This is a genomic window from Streptosporangium fragile (genome assembly GCF_039534445.1).
Lineage (GTDB): Bacteria > Actinomycetota > Actinomycetes > Streptosporangiales > Streptosporangiaceae > Streptosporangium > Streptosporangium fragile.
The window spans coordinates 12,048-28,940 of record NZ_BAAAVI010000024.1 but is presented as its reverse complement, the minus strand read 5'-3'; the positions used below and the strand labels follow the sequence as shown (position 1 = coordinate 28,940).

General features: G+C 69.4%; 17 protein-coding genes and 1 pseudogene. 7 read left to right on the top strand and 11 right to left on the bottom strand.

Annotated features, from left to right (window positions below):
• Positions 1-97: 97 nt before the first annotated feature.
• The 4 genes from ABD841_RS17840 to ABD841_RS17825 all read right to left on the bottom strand — a co-directional run bounded on the left by ABD841_RS17840 (position 98) and on the right by ABD841_RS17825 (position 3,315).
• Positions 98-1,054 carry a hypothetical protein gene (locus tag ABD841_RS17840; RefSeq protein WP_344972799.1) on the bottom strand — a complete coding sequence of 319 codons (957 nt, stop codon included), beginning with the start codon at positions 1,052-1,054 and terminating at the stop codon, positions 98-100.
• Positions 1,051-1,218, bottom strand: a complete 168-nt coding sequence (locus tag ABD841_RS17835) for a hypothetical protein (RefSeq protein ID WP_344972798.1) — start codon at positions 1,216-1,218, stop codon at positions 1,051-1,053. Before ABD841_RS17835 ends, ABD841_RS17840 begins: the two co-directional genes overlap by 4 nt.
• Positions 1,215-1,580, bottom strand: coding sequence for a hypothetical protein (locus tag ABD841_RS17830; protein ID WP_344972796.1), 366 nt, complete (start codon positions 1,578-1,580; stop codon positions 1,215-1,217). Before ABD841_RS17830 ends, ABD841_RS17835 begins: the two co-directional genes overlap by 4 nt.
• Positions 1,581-1,665: 85 nt before the next feature.
• A complete protein-coding gene (locus ABD841_RS17825; protein ID WP_344972794.1) occupies positions 1,666-3,315 on the bottom strand; it encodes a DUF6907 domain-containing protein in 1,650 nt (549 codons plus the stop codon).
• 210 nt (positions 3,316-3,525) lie between these two features.
• Here ABD841_RS17825 and ABD841_RS17820 point away from each other — a divergent pair, with 210 nt between their 5' ends.
• Complete coding sequence (locus ABD841_RS17820; RefSeq protein WP_344972793.1) at positions 3,526-3,786, top strand: hypothetical protein; 261 nt, start codon at positions 3,526-3,528, stop codon at positions 3,784-3,786.
• 441 nt (positions 3,787-4,227) lie between these two features.
• Here the strand turns inward: ABD841_RS17820 and ABD841_RS40860 are convergent, their stop codons facing one another.
• The 3 genes from ABD841_RS40860 to ABD841_RS17805 all read right to left on the bottom strand — a co-directional run bounded on the left by ABD841_RS40860 (position 4,228) and on the right by ABD841_RS17805 (position 7,166).
• Positions 4,228-4,365, bottom strand: coding sequence for a tyrosine-type recombinase/integrase (locus tag ABD841_RS40860; protein ID WP_425582001.1), 138 nt, complete (start codon positions 4,363-4,365; stop codon positions 4,228-4,230).
• Between the two features lie 929 nt (positions 4,366-5,294).
• The gene (locus tag ABD841_RS17810; protein WP_344972790.1) at positions 5,295-5,471 is read right to left on the bottom strand and encodes a hypothetical protein; all 177 of its coding nucleotides are present in this window, start codon (positions 5,469-5,471) and stop codon (positions 5,295-5,297) included.
• A gap of 702 nt (positions 5,472-6,173) precedes the next feature.
• On the bottom strand, positions 6,174-7,166 hold the full coding sequence (locus tag ABD841_RS17805; RefSeq protein WP_344972789.1) for a phosphotransferase family protein: 993 nt from the start codon (positions 7,164-7,166) through the stop codon (positions 6,174-6,176).
• A 187-nt stretch (positions 7,167-7,353) separates the two neighbouring features.
• Here ABD841_RS17805 and ABD841_RS17800 point away from each other — a divergent pair.
• A pseudogene (locus ABD841_RS17800) lies at positions 7,354-7,587 on the top strand (IS982 family transposase); the annotation flags it as partial.
• 92 nt (positions 7,588-7,679) lie between these two features.
• Positions 7,680-8,138, top strand: coding sequence for a hypothetical protein (locus ABD841_RS17795; RefSeq protein ID WP_344972785.1), 459 nt, complete (start codon positions 7,680-7,682; stop codon positions 8,136-8,138).
• A 791-nt stretch (positions 8,139-8,929) separates the two neighbouring features.
• Here the strand turns inward: ABD841_RS17795 and ABD841_RS17790 are convergent.
• Both ABD841_RS17790 and ABD841_RS17785 read right to left on the bottom strand, forming a co-directional pair.
• Complete coding sequence (locus ABD841_RS17790) at positions 8,930-9,379, bottom strand: hypothetical protein (protein ID WP_344972784.1); 450 nt, start codon at positions 9,377-9,379, stop codon at positions 8,930-8,932.
• Between the two features lie 432 nt (positions 9,380-9,811).
• Complete coding sequence (locus ABD841_RS17785) at positions 9,812-11,023, bottom strand: esterase-like activity of phytase family protein (protein ID WP_344972783.1); 1,212 nt, start codon at positions 11,021-11,023, stop codon at positions 9,812-9,814.
• Between the two features lie 365 nt (positions 11,024-11,388).
• On the opposite strand from ABD841_RS17785, the gene ABD841_RS17780 reads away from it, so the two are divergent.
• The 3 genes from ABD841_RS17780 to ABD841_RS17770 are packed head-to-tail and all read left to right on the top strand — an operon-like array spanning position 11,389 to position 13,857.
• A complete protein-coding gene (locus tag ABD841_RS17780; RefSeq protein WP_344972781.1) occupies positions 11,389-11,865 on the top strand; it encodes a SigE family RNA polymerase sigma factor in 477 nt (158 codons plus the stop codon).
• The gene (locus ABD841_RS17775; RefSeq protein ID WP_344972780.1) at positions 11,865-13,382 is read left to right on the top strand and encodes a hypothetical protein; all 1,518 of its coding nucleotides are present in this window, start codon (positions 11,865-11,867) and stop codon (positions 13,380-13,382) included. The genes ABD841_RS17780 and ABD841_RS17775 overlap by 1 nt, the downstream gene beginning before the upstream one ends.
• A gap of 10 nt (positions 13,383-13,392) precedes the next feature.
• A complete protein-coding gene (locus ABD841_RS17770) occupies positions 13,393-13,857 on the top strand; it encodes a MaoC family dehydratase (protein ID WP_344972778.1) in 465 nt (154 codons plus the stop codon).
• A 107-nt stretch (positions 13,858-13,964) separates the two neighbouring features.
• On the opposite strand, the gene ABD841_RS17765 is transcribed toward ABD841_RS17770, so the two are convergent.
• Together ABD841_RS17765 and ABD841_RS17760 are read right to left on the bottom strand one after the other, a co-directional pair.
• The gene (locus tag ABD841_RS17765) at positions 13,965-14,600 is read right to left on the bottom strand and encodes a response regulator (RefSeq protein ID WP_344972776.1); all 636 of its coding nucleotides are present in this window, start codon (positions 14,598-14,600) and stop codon (positions 13,965-13,967) included.
• Positions 14,597-15,730 carry a sensor histidine kinase gene (locus tag ABD841_RS17760; protein ID WP_344972774.1) on the bottom strand — a complete coding sequence of 378 codons (1,134 nt, stop codon included), beginning with the start codon at positions 15,728-15,730 and terminating at the stop codon, positions 14,597-14,599. Before ABD841_RS17760 ends, ABD841_RS17765 begins: the two co-directional genes overlap by 4 nt.
• Positions 15,731-15,863: 133 nt before the next feature.
• Here ABD841_RS17760 and ABD841_RS17755 point away from each other — a divergent pair, with 133 nt between their 5' ends.
• On the top strand, positions 15,864-16,544 hold the full coding sequence (locus tag ABD841_RS17755) for a hypothetical protein (RefSeq protein ID WP_344972773.1): 681 nt from the start codon (positions 15,864-15,866) through the stop codon (positions 16,542-16,544).
• Positions 16,545-16,893 lie beyond the last annotated feature (349 nt).

Here is a 16,893-nt window from a genome sequence, read left to right as displayed (position 1 = left end):
TCGGACGGGACAGGTAGTGAATCATGGGTTACCTCCACTTGGTTGGAGACCCGCCCCCGGACCTGCTTTGGACGGTCGATCCGGGGGCGGACCTGGTCTAGGACTGGGCGAGTTGGTCGAGGTAGAGGCGGACCCGCGCGGCGCGCGGCTGACCGACCTTCAGGTCCTTCTTGATCCGCGACAAAGGCGGCACCTGCCCCTCGGCGAGAACGTCCGCGTACCTCTGTGCGGCGGTCGCCCACAGGGGATCGGGAGCGGGTACGAGAACCGTCGTTTTCGCAGGTGGCTCTACAGGCTCGGCAGGTAAATCGGCCGGTTCCCCCGCAGTGGAATCGACCTCAGGGGTATCCGCATCGACAGCTGCCGCGGGCACGGTCCGAGCCTCGGAGACGGTCGAGGTGGTGAAGGCGTCCCAGGACTCGGCGGTGAAGACATCCGGCGTCCCCTCCACCCCGGCCGAGACCTCCGACAACTCCGCCGGCAGATCAATGAAGTGTCCCCGGTGGGCAGCCCAGTACCGGGCCGTCATGAGCGCCTCAGCCACTTCGCGAGACAGCGGGGTTGGGCTGCCCACAGGGACGGGTACCGCTTCCGCCTCGGTGTGCTCCTGTGCGTCTCTCGACAGCATGTGGCCCAAACCCGCGCCCATGCCGAGCACCAGCACCGGCAGACACGACACCACCGTGACGATCCACCCCGGTGCTGTGACGAAGCCCGCCACCTCCAACAGGTGGTAGGCGACCTGCCCGAGCATGCCCAGCAGCAGCGACCCGATCGACGACCACTTGGCGAACCGCCGGGTTGAGGCCGACACCATCGGGCTCGATGACAACCACGTTCCCAGCGCGTACGCGGCGTAGGTCTCCACACCAATCGGCAGGGTGATCGCGGTGTTGATCTGGAAGTCATCGGCGATGCCGGGCAGGGGTGTGACAAGACCGAAGCCGGTCTTCTCGCCGAGACCAACCCATCCCGACCAGGTGGCCACGCCGGCGGGCAGCGCCAGCAGCAGCAACGGCCACCGGGCCGGAGCCCGCCGCGCGGTGCGGATCATCGGGCACCCCTGGCCAAGCTTGCTTCGATGACGCGGAACTCCTCGACCTGCGCGACCGCCGCGGCGAACCGCTGCGGCGCACACCACGCCAGGTAGGCGAGCATGATGTACGCCTCGATCGGCGTGAGTGAGTCGAGGAACGCGGGGATCTCCTCGCCGTTCATACTTCACCGCCGGTCAACCAGAAGACGCCCACCAGGGTGGACGCCAAGTCCTGATGCCGGTTGCCGGCCACCGCGGTCAACAGGTCCCCGATGTCGGCGGCATCGGACGGGGCGACCTCCATGACCCGCTGCCGCCCGTACAGGGTGTAGGAGATCCGCACGAGCGGCTCGTCGAGGTCGCCGTCCGTCTCGTCCTGCAGCAGGGCAACCCGGATCTCCGCCGACTCGGCGGACTCCTCCAGGGTGGGCCCGGGGAACGGGCCGAGGTTCAGGCGGTGGAAGCGGGCCGGGGCGTCGTCGTGCCGGATCGGGCACCACGACACCGGGCACCACCGCGCGGAGGCCGGTAGGTTCTGAGACACGATCACGTCTCCTGTCTGTGTCAGGGATGAGGTCCAGGCCCCGGGCCGGTGGTGATGCACCGGCCCGGGACCGTCTGTGAGGGGGTCAGGCGGTCTTGCAGATGCGGCAGGCCGGGTCGGAGCAGGCGCCCTCGACGTTCTCCAGCGGGGCCGGGCTGGCCGGGATCGTGGTGCGGGCCAGCGCCACCCGGTCGAGGACCGTACGCGCGTGCCGCTCGGCCTCTTCCAGGGTCAGCACGGCATCGCTGTCGTTGTTGATCTGGATGAGGTGCCCGTCCTCGGCGTCGTAGGTCAGGTCAACGTGGCCGGGCCTGCCGTACCGGCCGCCGGGCAGCGGTGCGCTTCCGGCCCGGCACATGCCGCCGCGCGGGTCGGCGGGGTGCCGGCCGCCCTCGGTGCAGTCGTCGTGCTGCACGCACCACAGCGCGCACCCGTGGGCGGTGACGGCCGGTCGGGCGGCGCGAGCTTCGGCCAGCAGGGCGCCCAGGTTGGCGTGGGTCTGCTCGGCCTCGGCGAGGGTCATCGTCACCATGCGGTCAGTGCGGCCCCCGCGGCTGAGCCGCACCACCGGCACGGCTTCCCGCTCGCCCTGGTGCAGGGACAGGTGGAGCTCTTCCGGCCCCCACACGTTCGGGGCGACCTGCACCGGCGGTTCCTGGGTGAGCGGGCTGGTGTGCAGGCCGCTGTAGTGGCCGCGGTCGTCGGGGTGGTCGCCGTCGTCGTGCAGGCCGTCGCACCAGGCCGGGCAGGGGACGGTCTGCCAGAACGGCATGGGCTTCGCCGGGCGGGGCACCGGCACCTGAGAGGCGCGGGCCTGCGCGGTCAGGTCACGCAGGTGGTCGGCGAGCTCGTCGGCCTCGGCCACGGTGAGCTTGCGCCCCCAGGTGGCCGAGACGTTGTCGCTGAGGTGGATGTGCGTGCCGCGGGTGTCGCTTTCGACGTTCAGCAGCTCGGCCAGCAGCGCGGGCCGGTAGGTTCCGCCGTCCACGTCGTCAACGAGGTCTTCCAGGGAGAGGGGCAGGTCGCTGGTGGCGGACCAGTGGGCGCGCTCGCCGACCGGGTCGCCGCCGTGGTCGTCGCCGTCGCACCAGGCCGGGCAGGCGGAGGACGTCGGCTCGGAGGGGGCGCAGGCCGGGGAGCACTGGAACACCTGCCCGTACCCGGCCACGGTGCCTGCGGGCAGCATCCGGTCGGCCTCGGTCCCGCAGCGAACGCAGGTGATGCCGTCGAGCTGGGCGGGGGTCAAGGCGGTGACGTCGACCAGCTGCACCGAGTCGTCGTGGCGGGTGGTCTCGATGGGCTCCCATTCCCCGCCCGGGGTGCGAGAGACCACGGCGCCGTCGACCGCCAGGCCGCCGCGCTGCTGCACCCCGTGCAGGTCCCGCAGCAGTTTCGTGGTGGCGTGCTCGAGCGACTCGCCCGCGTAGACGCGCACCTGGACGCCCTCGGGGGTGTTGACGGTGCCACGCACCCCGTACTCGCGGGCCTCGGCCGGCTGCGCGGGCGCCTCGACCTCGACGCGCTCGGCGGGCTCGGTGGCGGTCAGCTTCAGGCAGTGCTTGCAGGAGACGGGCTCCTGCGTCTCCGTGTAGGCGCCGGCCGGGCTGGTGGCGCGAGGGCGGGCGGGGCAGGCGGGCAGGTCGTTGACGGCGGCGTGGACGACGCCGGAAGAGCGGGTGCGCAGGTTCACCGCGGTGGCGGTGACGGGGGTGGTGGTCGTACCGTTGTTGTCCACGGTGAGGGACCTTTCGTAGAGGCGGTTCCTTGCCGAGGCCCGTTCCGGTGTTGCGAGCACCGGGCGGGCCGTTTTGCTTCTTACGGGTCGTACGAGGTCAGGCGGCGCGTCGCGCAATGCTTAACCGTGTGGGACCACAATAACAAGAACCGTGGTCCCACACAATAAGTTGTGTCAGAATCCTTGTGGGACCAAGAGAAGGGATGCGCGATGGCCGAGGACTTGCCGGCGCCCGAGGGTGCTGGACACACCCACCACACGCGGTTCCGCATCCCTCGAGTGATGTGGGATGCGTACGGCCGCGTCACCGCGCGGCTCGACACGACACGAACTGCCCGGCTGCTCGACCACATCCGAGCCGATATTCGTGAGCACGGCGATGAGCAAGACCTGAAAGACCTCGCCGAGGCTGAAGCTGAGCTCTCCGAACGTCGCTCTCGCAAGGGCGGACGGCCGCCAACGAGGAAATGAGACACCTCGACGGGCGCTTCTTCGATCACTCCTGATGGCACCGTGATGGCACAAGCGGCCCCGGATGAGTGCAACCGGCACCTTGCCAGCCCACACCGGGAAGGGCCGCTGAACTGCAGAAACACCACGAGACAAGTTCTGGCCGAGGGCGGCCCCACGACTAGCAAGGTTCTGCTAATGCGGTTTGGGTTTACCGCCCATCCGGGGTTCAAATCCCCGAGCCTCCGCAGATCAGAGGCCCTCTTCCCGAAACCGGGAGGAGGGCCTTTTTGATCTCTGCGGGGCTCGTAGTCGCAGCTCCAGTTGCAACGGGGGCACAGCGGGGGCTCAGGAGTCGCCCCAGAGCGCCGAGGCGAGCCGCTCCCCGGCGTCGCGCATGAGCGGTGTGGACACATGTGCGTAACGTTCGGTCGTGGTCACCCGCGTGTGGCCCAGGACCTCCTACACGACCCGGATGTTCACCCCCTGCTCGACGAGGAGCGTCGCGGCCGTGTGGCGGGCGTCGTGCACCCGGACGTCCCGCACCCCGGCCTGCTTGAGGATCGCCTTCCACGTCTTCCAGTCCTCGGTGCGCTCGATCGGACCGCCGTGCCGGGTGACGAGGACAAGGCCGTGATCCTCCCAGCGGTCCCCCGCCCGCAGCCGATCCGCCGCCTGGGCCCTGCGGTGCGCTTTGAGGATCGCGAGCAGCTCCGGCGGGCACTGGAGAGTGAGCCTGCTCTTGCCTTTGCGTTGCCGAAAGACGATGCCGCCGCCCGTACGCTTCGGGCACTTGTCGGCGTGGCCGATGCAGTCCTTGAGGCAGGGCCGCCTGTAGCAGGTGTGCCCCGACTTGGTGCAGCCCGGCTTGCAGCCGGGGAGGTGCCCGTGCTCCTTGCAGTTCTTTCTGCAGGGCCGCCGGTGCCACTTCTCGCCGCACGTGCGCGGATCGGCGCAGCCGTGCCGTCACTCGGTCCGCTGGATCTGGAACCACGCCCGGATCATCCCGGTCTCCAGGTCGACGTACTGCCACCGGGCCCGAGCGCCTCGCCCCGCCGGATGCCGAGCGCCAGGGCGACCGACCAGCGGGTACCGTTCCACCGGGCGCCGGCCACGTCAAGGCGGCGCGGCGCGCCGCCGCATCCCCGGCCCTCCGCCCGCCCGCCGTCCGGGCGTGCGGCCTGGGGGCCGGTTCCGAACGGCGGCGGGGCACCGGGCCGGGCGGCGCACGCCGGCCCCACCGCACCGACCGAACGCCCCGACCAGGGTTGCCACGCCGCCGCACAACCGGAGCCCTCACGATCGCCACAGCATGGTTGGCCACCGTACGTGCTTGGGGGCGATCGACGATCCAGGGTTCGTTCATCACCCTGGCTCACTGGGCAACGTGGTCGATCACCGTGCGGGACCGAGTCGGGTTTGTCTGGTGGAGGCGTTGAGCACGCGGGAACGGCGCTCCAGCGCGGCCCCCGTGGCCCCGCTGCTCCGCAGCCGTCGCGCGCCAGTCTGTGCTGTGACGTGTCGTCAGGTCAGATGGACCCGCACAGCCTATTGAGCTCCGCGACGTCTGTATTGATATCCGCGATCACCTGGTTGGGGTCGCCGCCTGTCATGCCGGTCAAGCGGAAGTTCAGTTCCTGGAATTCGGCGGCCAGCCGACTGATCTTCGCCCCCACTGCTCCTTGCGCGTCGAGGACTGCGCCCATCAGGTCGCGGTACGTCTGCTGAGCCGCGGCCGCCTGGCTGCTGCGGACGGTCCCGGCGTTCCGGCGGTATGCGGTCAGCGCCGCCGCTGCCTCGTCGCAACCGCCGGGCCGGACCGTTGACAGCGGTGGGGGGGAAACCGGGACCACTCGCGTGGGGCTTGGTGGTTGGGGCGTGCTGGACTCAGGCGATGGCCTCGGGGTCGGCGGTGCATGCCGGGGGGCGACCGGATCCGGTGACAATGACTGCGGGGCCGGAGCGGGAACTACCGTGTCGGACTGGGGCGGCGGAGGCGGGGTCGGCGGCATCAGGTAGGCGACCAGCGCGACCACGGCGGCAATCGCACCCGCCAGAGCGCTCACTGCCGTCCAGTTCAGGCGCGAGCCTGCTCCTCCGCCCGCCGTCGGCGGCTGCGCTGATCCGCTTCCAGTCATGTCCTCATCGTGGCCGAGCCGCCGAGCTCGGTCCAGAATGCCTCTGCTGATCTGTGGGCGCGCGTGCCCGTTGCGTGCCCGGGGGCGGTGATCAAGGGGCAGTAGCGGGGACTCGCGGGCAGGGCCGCACGGCCCTCACCATCGCCTGATGGTGGCTGGATGATCGATTCCAAGGGGTTCGGTGGTCGTAGGCGGTCAGAGTCGGCAGACGGCTGGCCTTGTGGACCCGGATACTGATCTGAACGACGTGATGATCGGCGCGTCGCGCTCCTAACGCAGGAAGGCAAGAGCCTGCTGGAGGTTGTGCTCGGCGATCTCCATCATGGCGTCGCGGTCGGGGAAGTCGCCGTCGAGGAGCCGTAGCGGTCCGGCGACGAGCGACAGGCGCATCGCCAGCGTGTAGAAGGTCAGGCGCTGCTCGTCGAGGCCGCTTCTGTGCAGCCACCGGTAGTGCTCGCCGAAGCGGAGTCGCAAAAACGCGTGCTCCCACTCGACGTCGAAGAACATCAGGCCCTCGATGTCGATGAGGACCGGGTGCCCATGCCGGGCCACCAGCACATGGTCCGGTCCAAGTTCGCCGTGGATGAGCCCGTACTCCGAGCGCGGGCGCACTGTGGCAGCCAGCCCGCGAACGATGTCCTCCAAGCAGTCACGGGCGTTCGCGATCCGCGTGTCGCGTGAGGTGGCTTCGGCGAGGTCGTCGAGCGCGCGGTCGAGGACGAGCTGCTCACACGAGTGGCCCTGGGAGATGCCGCCGTTGTCGATCAGGGCGACTTTGCCGAAGCCCGGTCCCCGGTGCCGCTGCATCGTGCCGAGCGCGTCGGCAAGCCGTGACAGAGGCACCTTCACGCCGTCCGGGTCTTGTTGGAGCAACGCCTCCAGCGTTGCGCCGGGCACATCCTCGACCACCGCGATGTCGGCCGGGTAGTGGCTCCTGCTCCGGTCAGCCAGATAGATCCGCGGGGTACGGATTCCAAGGGCGTCCAGGCGCGTGTGAGCGGCCACGAAAAGGTCGATGCCGGAGGCGTGCGAAAAGGGATTCGCATGGTTCTCGGCTTCATCGATCTGCGCGGTGGGCCAGTAGTTCTCGGCGTCGTCCCAGATGTAGACGATCGCGGTGGAATCATTATCGAAGGTGAGGCGGTACACGCCTTTCTTGCTGCCGCCGCGAAGCCGTGAGATGCCGGTGAGGTGATGTTCGGCGCCCAGAGCCGCGCGTGCGACTCCTGCCAGATGATCACGTGTGACAACCCTGCGCGCCATATCCACGACCTGCCCCCCATGTGTCGACCGCGAAGTCTCTCTGCCGGAGTAGGGCAAGAAACTGCCTCCCAGGCGGACCACCGCATAAGCGGCCGATCTTAGGCGATGCCTGTGTGCACAGAGGAAGGGGGTCCAACGTCGGTGGGTGAAGACAGACGTGGACTCCCTTGCCGCCGCGCTTTATGTCGTGGACTCCCTTGCCGCCGTGCTTTATGTGAAGACCGACGACCTGCTGAAGAATTCACCTCAGCTCGCCCCGTGGCGGCCGGCCGTGGGCATCGCACCGCAGCTCAGCGACGCGGAGCTGGTGACGTTGGCGATGATGCAGGCGATGCCCGGCTTCGCTTCCGATGCCCGGTGGCTGCGGTACGCCCATGCCCGCCTGCGGCACCTGTTCCCCTATCTGCCCCGGCAGCCCGGCTAAAACAAGCGATGGCAAATCCACTAGACGAATTTTGGCTATCGATCTAGACGATATGTGCTGCGGCCCCTAACTTGAAGGCCATGGAGCTGATGAACCACGATTTGATCTTCGACCAGCCCGACTTCATTCCCCCGAGTGACGACGACATCGTCGTCGAAGCCGTCACATACTTCGCCACCGCCACGCGCACCGGAAAGCAGTGGACCGCCACCGCCGAACTCCCTGGCGGGCGCACCGTCCAAGCCCAGGGCGCGAGCTGGGCGGACGTTAAAAGCAACGTCGCCCAGCTCATCTTCGACGCCCTCCGGGACGAGCCCGAAGCGATCGGCGTCCACGTCAGCCCCGCCGACCCGGAGGCCAAGGCCGCCCTCGCGGCTGTCGTCGAGGCACGTCAGGCGCGTGTCCTCGCCGAGCAGGCCGAGCGCGACGTCGTCCGCCATGCCGCCCGCCTCCTCACCGGCCAAGGGTGGACCACTCGTGACGTGGGCAGCGTGATGCGCCTGTCCCACCAGCGCATTTCGCAGATCCTCAATGAGCCGAGCGCGTAGCCGGAGCTACAGTCCCGCCCAGATGCCTGGCCGGGCCGCTAGTCGCAGCTCGAGTTGCTATGCCGCACCGTACAGAGGCGTCCTACCTTGACCGGCGAGGCCGTACGGTGCAGGTTGAACCGGTCAGAACGGCCGGGATCCGAGCTGCTGATGCGGTCTGGGCTTACCGCCCACCCGGGTTCAGACCCCCGAGCCTCCGCAGGTGAGAGGCCCTCTTCCCGAATCCGGGGGAGGGCCTTTCCGATCTCCAGCGGGTTCGTGGTCGCGGCTCTCATCGCGGCCGGGGCACCACGGGGGCCCAGGACCCGCCCCACAGCGCCGAGGCCGGCCGCTCGCCGGTGTCGCGCATGAGCGATGCGGGCACATGTGCATAACGTTCGGTCGTGGTCACCCTCGTGCGGCCCGGGACCTCCTGAACGACCTGGAGGTTCACTCCCTGCTCGACGAGGAGCGTCGCGGACCCGGACCTCCCGCATCCCGGCCTGCTCCGGGATCGCCTTCCATGTCTTCCGGTCCTCGGTCCGCTCGGCCGGACCGCCGTACCGGGCCGTGACGACGAGGTCGTGATCCTCCCGGCGGTCCCCCGCCCTGAGACGCTCCGCCGCCTGGATCCTGCGATGCGCCTCGGGGGCGAATCCGGGCGTCGTTGACACGCGACGGGTGATACGTGGGGGAAGTATGGGTGGCCTGCCCGGTCCGAACCGGGCAGGCCACCCGCCCGCAGTGTCCATCCGGGCGGCCGCCGACCGCCGGCGGGTGGTACGCCGGGGTCCTGGAACGTGCTGCGTCGTTCAGAACTCGAAGTCTCTGACGATCCGCTGCGATCCGTCGCTGGGCACCTCGATCGTGATCGGCCCGCTGTCGTCGATGGACCTGTCAGGCCTGTGGTTCCTGCCGGGGCCGGGACGTCCGAAGGCGCCCCGCAGGCCCTTCATGAACTTGCGCTCGTTCTGCCAACCGCGCTCCCGGCCGTTCTCGGCGCTGTGGCGGCGGCCCCGGGGGCTTCCCCAGTCTGGCATGCCCCACTTGATGGCCTTCCCGAGGCGTTTGTGCGAAGGCCGGAAGCCGGGCCTGTTGCGGTCGGGGTGGGGTCGCTCCGCGGTGATCAGGCCGATGTTCGGTTGGGAGATCGAGCCGAGCGTTTCACCCTGCCAGGTGGTGGCACTGGCCGGTGCCTGGTTCGACGACATCGCGAGGATGCCGGCCATGGCCGCGACGGCCAGGGCGCCCGCGCGCCTCACGGCGATTTGTCCCGGTGCCCGTCTGCTCATGCGAGAAAGCACTTCATCTCCCCGTCTCACTATGACTCCGAAATCATCGGATACTTAGCGTTACCCGGAAAGCGGTAACGGATGAGAGATACCCCTGCGGTCGAGCGGATAGCGCATTGGAATGGTTGGTGTAGCGTAAATAAATGATGCCGGGCGAGGCTGGGATTTATTTGACGACGTCTTCTTTTTTGTTGTGATTGTTTGTCTTATGTCTAAGAATAGGCGTTTCTATCTGGTTCGTTCCTGTGGTGTCCCGGATCGGCTTCGGGATGCCCGCCGCCACCGGCCGGCTCTCCCGGACGGACACCCCTCCGAGAGAGCCGGTCACCCTTCAGGTCCCGGGCGGACGGTCCCGGTCAACCGGGACGGAACCCTGCGCGCGTCACGGCATCTCGGTCCGCGTCACCGGTAAACGCGGGGGTCGGCCTTCAGCGGGCGCGACAGCCGCACCGTGATGAACTCGTTGTCGTCGGGCTTGCCCGGGGTACGGCCCGCGGAGAACGGGAAGTTGTTGTCGTCCAGCACGCCGAGGGTCCGGTCGTCGAGGATCACGACGTCCTCGATGGTCTGGAACGGGAAGCGGAACGTCTCCCCGAACCCGCCCAGGCGACGCGGGTTGGCCAGGTCGAGCAGGTCGGCGACGAGAGTCTTGCGCAGGTCCTCGTGACGGATGTCGATCAGGTAGATGCGCTTGGTCTTCGCCTCGTCGCCCTGAAGGTTGTCGCGCTCGATGACGAGGAACCGGTGCCGGTCGACGGCGATCATGTCACCGATCGCGTTGTCCGGACTCTCCAGCCGGTACGTCCACTGCCTGCCGGTGTAGGCCTTGCGGCGCAGGCTGAACTCGTTGATCCGGAGCGTCCCCGCCGGGTCGCCCGTCACGGTGCCCTCCAGCAGCGGGTACAGCGTGCGGCCGTCCACCGAACGGGCCATGCCCTCGAACCCCTTGCTCCTGCCCAGGTTCGGCTGCTCGCCACCGAGGAACGGGTTCTCCGGCGCCTTGACCCCGGGCAGCGGGACGGGTGCCGCCAGCAGTTCCCCCGAGGCGGAGAAGTGCAGCAGGAATGGGCCGAACTCGTCACCGATCCAGTAGGTGCCGTCGAAGGCCCGCACGATCGACTCCACGTCGAAGTCGGCGCCGGTCAGCTTCCGGTCGGAGCGGGTCAGTGGCCAGGTCACGTGACCCTGGGGGTCGCTCAGATCGAAGCCGCCCAGCACCGCGACCTCGCCGCGCCGGAAGTCGGGCTTGATCCGGTGCACCCGCAGCAGGAAGTCGGCGCTGTTCGCCTTGGCACCGTAGCCGTTGTCGGAAAGCACGTCGTAGGTGCCGTCGTGCCGTCGCACGATGCCGCTGAAACCCTGCACCGGCTGCCCGGTGAACGGCGGCGTCACCCCGTTGATCGGTGCCGTGCCGAGCTGCGACCCGGACGGCTCGCTGCCGGGCACGAACGTCAGCGCGGGCAAGGAGGCGAAACCGGTCAGCGTGGCACGCCCGAAGTCACCCCGCCCGAGGCCGCTCTGCCCGGAGCCGGAGCCGAGTTCGGGGGCGGGGTCGGCCATCGCCGGTGCGGACATCGCCAGTGCGAGTGCGGCCGCGCCAATGGTGATCGTCATACGTCGTCTCATGGCGGCACGCTAGGGAGCCCGCGTGAACGGCCGGTATTGCGCCGCGGACCGTACAGCGAAAAGAAGATACGGCCTGTCCGGAATGTGATGCGAGCCGCTCAGGAGGCGGCTCAGCGGGTGGCTTAGCGGGCGGCTCGGGAGGCGGCTCAGCGGATGGCTCAGCGAGCGGCTCGGGAGGCGGCTCAGCGGGCGGCTCGGGAGCGACCGGAAAGGCGGCCGGCCTCGGGGAGGCGCGGACCTGCGCGAACCGGTGGACCTCTGCGGAGCGGCCGACCCGCGCGAAGCGGCGACCCCGGGCGAGAAAGAGGACGCAAAGGATGCAACAGATCCGGTCCCACGGGCGTCCTGGGGTCGTGGAGTTCGCTGATTTCGTCGCCGCGCGGGGCCGAGCGCTGTACCGGTACGGTTACGTGCTCACCGGCAACGCCGATGACGCCGCAGACCTGACGCAGGAGGCTCTCGCGCGTCTGGGAGGAGCCTGGCTGCGGGTCAGGAAGCGAGAGGACCCGGAAGGGTACGTTCGCACCACCATGGCCCGCCTGCATGTCAGCACCTGGCGGCGATTACGCAGGGAACGGCTGGTCGCCGCGGTACCCGAAGGCTCGTACACCGAGGACCGCCTCGGCGGCGACGCCGGCCTGTGGAACGAGTTGAAGGGATTGCCGCCCCGGCAGCGCGCGGTACTGGTCCTGCGCTACTACGAGGATCTGTCCGACCAGGAGATCGCCGACCTGCTCGGCGTCTCCCGGGGCACAGTACGCAGCCAGGCGGCCCGCGCCCTGGACAAGCTCAGGGTCAGGGCCGCCGCTCTTGAGAAGGAGCGAGTGTGATGGACGACAGGGATGAGGAGGCCCTGGTCCGCGTGCTGGCCAGGGCGGCGGAGAGCGCGCCCGATCCGGCCGAGGATCTGGTCTCGGCGGTTTTGCGGAAACGCAGGCGGCGGACCCGCGTACGGGCCCAGACGATGCTCGCGGTCGCGGGGACGATCGCGCTGGTCGGCGGCGTGGTGGTGGCCAAGGACACCTTCTCCAGCGGGGGCGGGGACGGTGCCACGGTGAGCAGCGCCACACCGCCGTCGGAGGACGGGGCGACCCCCGTAAGCGACGGCGAGAGGGCCGCGGCGGAGAAGACCGCGCGGGCCCAGGTCAGGCCCGTCGCGGAGGTCTGGCCCGAGGCGGTCTCGACGATCCCCGCCAAGAGCGCGGACGGCCGGCGCTACCGCCCGATCACCGGCCTGAGCGCGACGGAGTTGCTGCTCTCCGCGGAGTCGTCGTTCGAGAAGGCAGGTCGCCTGGAGGTCTACGACACGGTGTCCCGCAGGAGCACCGTGCTCGCGAACATGCCGGCCACGGGGGTAAAGGGGTACTTCGCGCAGGACTTCGAGGTGGGCGCCGATCACATCGCATGGTGGGGTTCGACGCCCGGCGACCCCGACGAGTGGGCCGACTTCTGGGTCGTGCCCCGATCCGGTGGCACGCCGAGACGGGTCGGTGAGGTCACGGGCGACCTGTCCAAGGTGACCCGGATCGCCGTCACCACGGACTCCCTCCTGTGGTCGGTGCACGGTGGGGGCGTCTACCGCCTCCCGCTGGGCGGCGGGAATCCGGAACGCCTCCGGGGGACGGACGGCCTCCACCTGCTGACCTGGCCGCTGGCGGCCGACGTCGGGGAGAGGGAAGGCGAAGGCGGGAAGGAGAACCAGAGCAAGGTGGTCAACCTGGAGACGGGGCAGACCACCGGGGTGAACGTCCCCGGCGGGGTCGAGGCGCTGCACTGCGGTCCCACCTGGTGCTTCGGAGAGATGAAGAACACGGCCCTGGTCCAGCGGCTGGACGGCTCCGGCCGCAGGCTCCTGCCGGGGTTCAGCACCGGGTTCGGCGTCGGGGACGGGGTCTTCGACAGGTTCGGGAAGTTGACGATCTTCTCCGGCGACGGAGCGGCGGGTGGGTACGCGCCCGTCATGACGCTGTACGACCCGGTGAGCGGCGTCTTCGCCGGGATATCGCAGCAGGGCAAGCGGGGAGGTGGAAGCTTCTGGCGGGGCATCTCCTCCTCGCCGAGTTCGATCGTCTACTGGGACGAGGGCAGGAAGCAGGTGGAGGAGTGCAAGACGGCCGATCCCGGCGGTACCGTTCCCTCCCGCCCGTCGGAGGCGCCCGGCCCTGCGGCCACGGCTGTTCCTTCTCACCCGTCGGAGGCGCCCGGCCCTGCGGCCACGGCCGTTCCCTCCCGCCCGTCCGAAGCGCCCGCTCCCACCGGACCGGTCACGACGTGCGTGACGAAGGACGTGGGCGGAGGGAAGGAGTTCACGGTCGTGAACCTTCTCGCCGTACCCTCGACCGAATAAAGTTCCATTCATGAGGATTTTCGGCAACGTCACCGAGCTCAAGGCCGCCGTCGGAGAGCATCTGGGCCACACCGACTGGCGCGAGATCACTCAGGAACAGGTCAACCTGTTCGCCCACGCGACCGGCGACCACCAGTGGATCCACGTGGACGTCGAGAAGGCGAAACAGGGTCCGTTCGGCGGGACCATCGCCCACGGCTACCTGAGCCTTTCGCTGCTGCCCTCTTTCATGGGCGAGCTGTTCAAGGTGAACGGCCTGGCGATGGGCGTCAACTACGGGCTCGACAAGGTCCGTTTCCCCGCGCCGGTCCCGGTCGGCTCGCGGGTCCGGGCCGGGGCCGAGCTCGTCGACCTCAAGCGGACCCCCACCGGTTACCTGGCGAACATGCGCCTGACCGTGGAGGTCGAGGGTCAGATCAAGCCCGCGTGCGTCGCGGAGACCCTCTCCCTGTATGTCCCGGCGGAGAACCCGTAGGACCCCCGTCCGGTGGCTCGCGTGCCCGTCCCCCGGGCACGTCTCCCCGGACTTGAGGATCTGCGGACTCGGTGGCTCGGACACGCGCGGGTTCACCGGTCCGCCGGTCATCTCTCCGGGGAGAGCTCCTGAGCCAGGATCGCGGCCTGGACGCGGCTACGAAGACCCAGTTTGTTCAGCAACCGGCTGACGTGGGTCTTCGTGGTCGCCTCCGCCATGTCCAGCTCGGCGGAGATCTCCGCGTTCGACAGTCCCCGCCCGATGCAGGCCAGCACCTCCCGCTCACGCGGGGTCAGGCCGTCGGTCTTCCGGGGCCTGCGCTCCGGTACCGACGCGCCGAAGGCCGAGATCAGCCGCCGGGTGACCGACGGCGCGATGAGGCCGTCGCCCCTGGCCACCACGCGCACCGCGTCCACCAGGGCGTCGGCCTCGGTGTTCTTGAGCAGGAAGCCGGCGGCCCCGGCCCGCAGCGCGCCGAAGACGTACTCGTCGATGTCGAACGTGGTCAGGATCAGCACGTCCGTCACCCCGCTCAGTCGGCGCGTCGCGGAGATCCCGTCGAGCTTGGGCATCCTGATGTCCATCAACACCACGTCGGGCCGCAGGTCGATGGCCATCGCCACAGCCTGGTCCCCGTCCGCGGCCTGGCCGACGACCTCGATGTCCCGGTGTCCGCCGAGGATGAGGACGATGCCCGCCCGGACCGCCGCGTGGTCGTCGGCGACGAGGACTCGGATGGTCATACGATCTCCTGGGTGGGCAGTTCGGCGCGGACGCGCCAGCCGTCGTCATGGGGACCGGCCTCCAGGAGGCCGCCGACCAGAGCGGCCCGCTCCCGCATGCCGACGATCCCCGTCCCCGCGCCGGGGGGAAGCCCCCGCCCCGCGCCGCTGACCGGATTGTCCACGACCCGCGTGACCAGCCCCGGCCGGTAGCCGATCACCACGTCGGCGGCCTTGCCGCCGTGCTTGAGCGCGTTGGTCAGCGACTCCTGGACGATCCGGTAGCCGGCCAGATCCACCGAGGCGGGCAGTTCCCGGACGTCACCGTCCACACGCAGTCGCACGTCCAGACCCGCCTCCCGCGCCCGCTCGGCCAGCTCTCCGGCCTCGGTCACCCGCCGTCGGACCGCCTCCGGCTCCTCGCCGTCCTGCCGGAGCAGCCCGATCATCGCGCGCATCTCCCCCAGGCCCTCGACGCTGTTCTCCCGGATGGACTCCAGCACCGTTCGTACGGACTGCGCGTCCAGGTCCTTGCGGGACAGCACAGCGGTCGACTGGATGGCGATCGCGCTGAAGTGGTTGGCGATCATGTCATGGAGTTCCCTGGCCATCCGGTTCCGTTCGGCCTGCACCGCCGCCGTCCGGTCCAGCTCCGCCAGGCGCGCCACCTGCTCGGCCCTGGCCCGCTCGGCCGCAGCCTGGTCCTCCAGCTGCCTCATGATCATTCCGGTGGAGACCGGTGTCACCCCGACGAGACCCGCCTGCACCAGCAGGGCCACCCCGAGTCCCACATGGTTGAGGACGATCCACGCCGCCACGCCCATGAGGATCGCGAGGACCGAGGTGACGCCCAGCATCCACTTGCCCAGGGCGCGCGGGCCGTACCTGACCCCGGCATAGAGGTTGTCCGTGACGATCAGGACGGTACCGAGGGATGGGCCCATGGCGAAGTCGCCGACAAAGGCCGCCGCCCCGAGCCCCAGCGAGAGCAGCGGCCTGCTCCGGCGTACCGCGACCCCGGCGCACGTGACCGCCAGTGGTCCGACGAACAACGGAGCGGACGCCCAGCGGTGCTGGTAGGAGCCCACGGCCAGCAGGACGAGGCCGCACGCGAAGGACGCCAGGGCCCACAGGGCGTCATCCCGTCTCATGCCTCTCATCTCATCATCCGAGGTAGGGGTCGGCGGTCCGGCAGCGGGCGGGTCCGCCGTACATAAAAGGATGTAGAACGGTTCATCAGTGCCGACGATGCCCGTGCCGGGACTGCCCGGCGATCCTGGAGCCATGATTCTGGCGATCATTATCGGCTGCGAGATCGGCTTCTGGGTCCTGCTGGGACTCGGACTCGCCGCACGCTACCTGTGGGACATGCGCCGGCTCAGCACCGTGCTGCTCCTGTCGGTGCCGTTGCTCGACATCGTCCTGCTCGCCGCCGCGGTCGTCGACATGCGCGGCGGCGCCCAGGCGCAGTGGCACCACGGTCTGGCCGCCGCCTACCTCGGCTACTCGATCATGTTCGGCCACCGGACCGTGAAATGGGCCGACGCCAAGTTCGCCCACCGCTTCGCCGGTGGTCCCGAACCCTGGCGCCCCCCGGCCGGCGGCATGGCCAGGGCCCGCTACGAATGGGGCATCTGGTTCCGGATCGTTCTCGCGTACGGCATCACCTGCGCCCTGCTGATCGTCCTGATCCGCGTCGTCGACGACCCCGCGCGGACCGCGGCGCTGACCGAGTTCATGGGTGGCCTGCTCAAGATCCCGCTGATTGCCGTGATCTGGCCGGTGAGCTACACCCTGTTCCCGAAGAAGGACGCCGACTCGTTCCCAAAGAAGGACGTTGACTCGCCGGAGAAGACGGCGGGCACACTGGACGTCGGCACCGGCTCCCGGGGACCGGGCTCTCGGGAGATCAGCTCTTCAGAGTCCGCCTCTCGGAGGGCTGGTTCTTCGGAGTCCGGTTTTTAGAGCACGCATCCGGGAGCACGCATCCGGGAGCCCCGGTTCCGGGGAGCCCGGCTTGTGGTTGTCCGGCAGGGGTCCGGTTCTTGTGGCAGAGTGATCGGCCCGGACCTGCGAAGCCGTCCTGAGGGTGCCCTCCCCGTCCACCGTCGCGTCATCCCAAAGGCGGCTTCCCCCATCACGAACTCCCGCAGTCCCCGGCTTCCCCGGCTTCCCCCGGCTTCCCCCGGCCGAGATGGAGGCTCGCTACCCGGGTTCCTCTCCTCGGTCCTCCATGCTGTCTGGTCTTCTCCCACGAGGCGAATCCCCAGGTGACGGAGCCACTCCCGGTTCGGAGCGCCCGCCGCGGAGACGC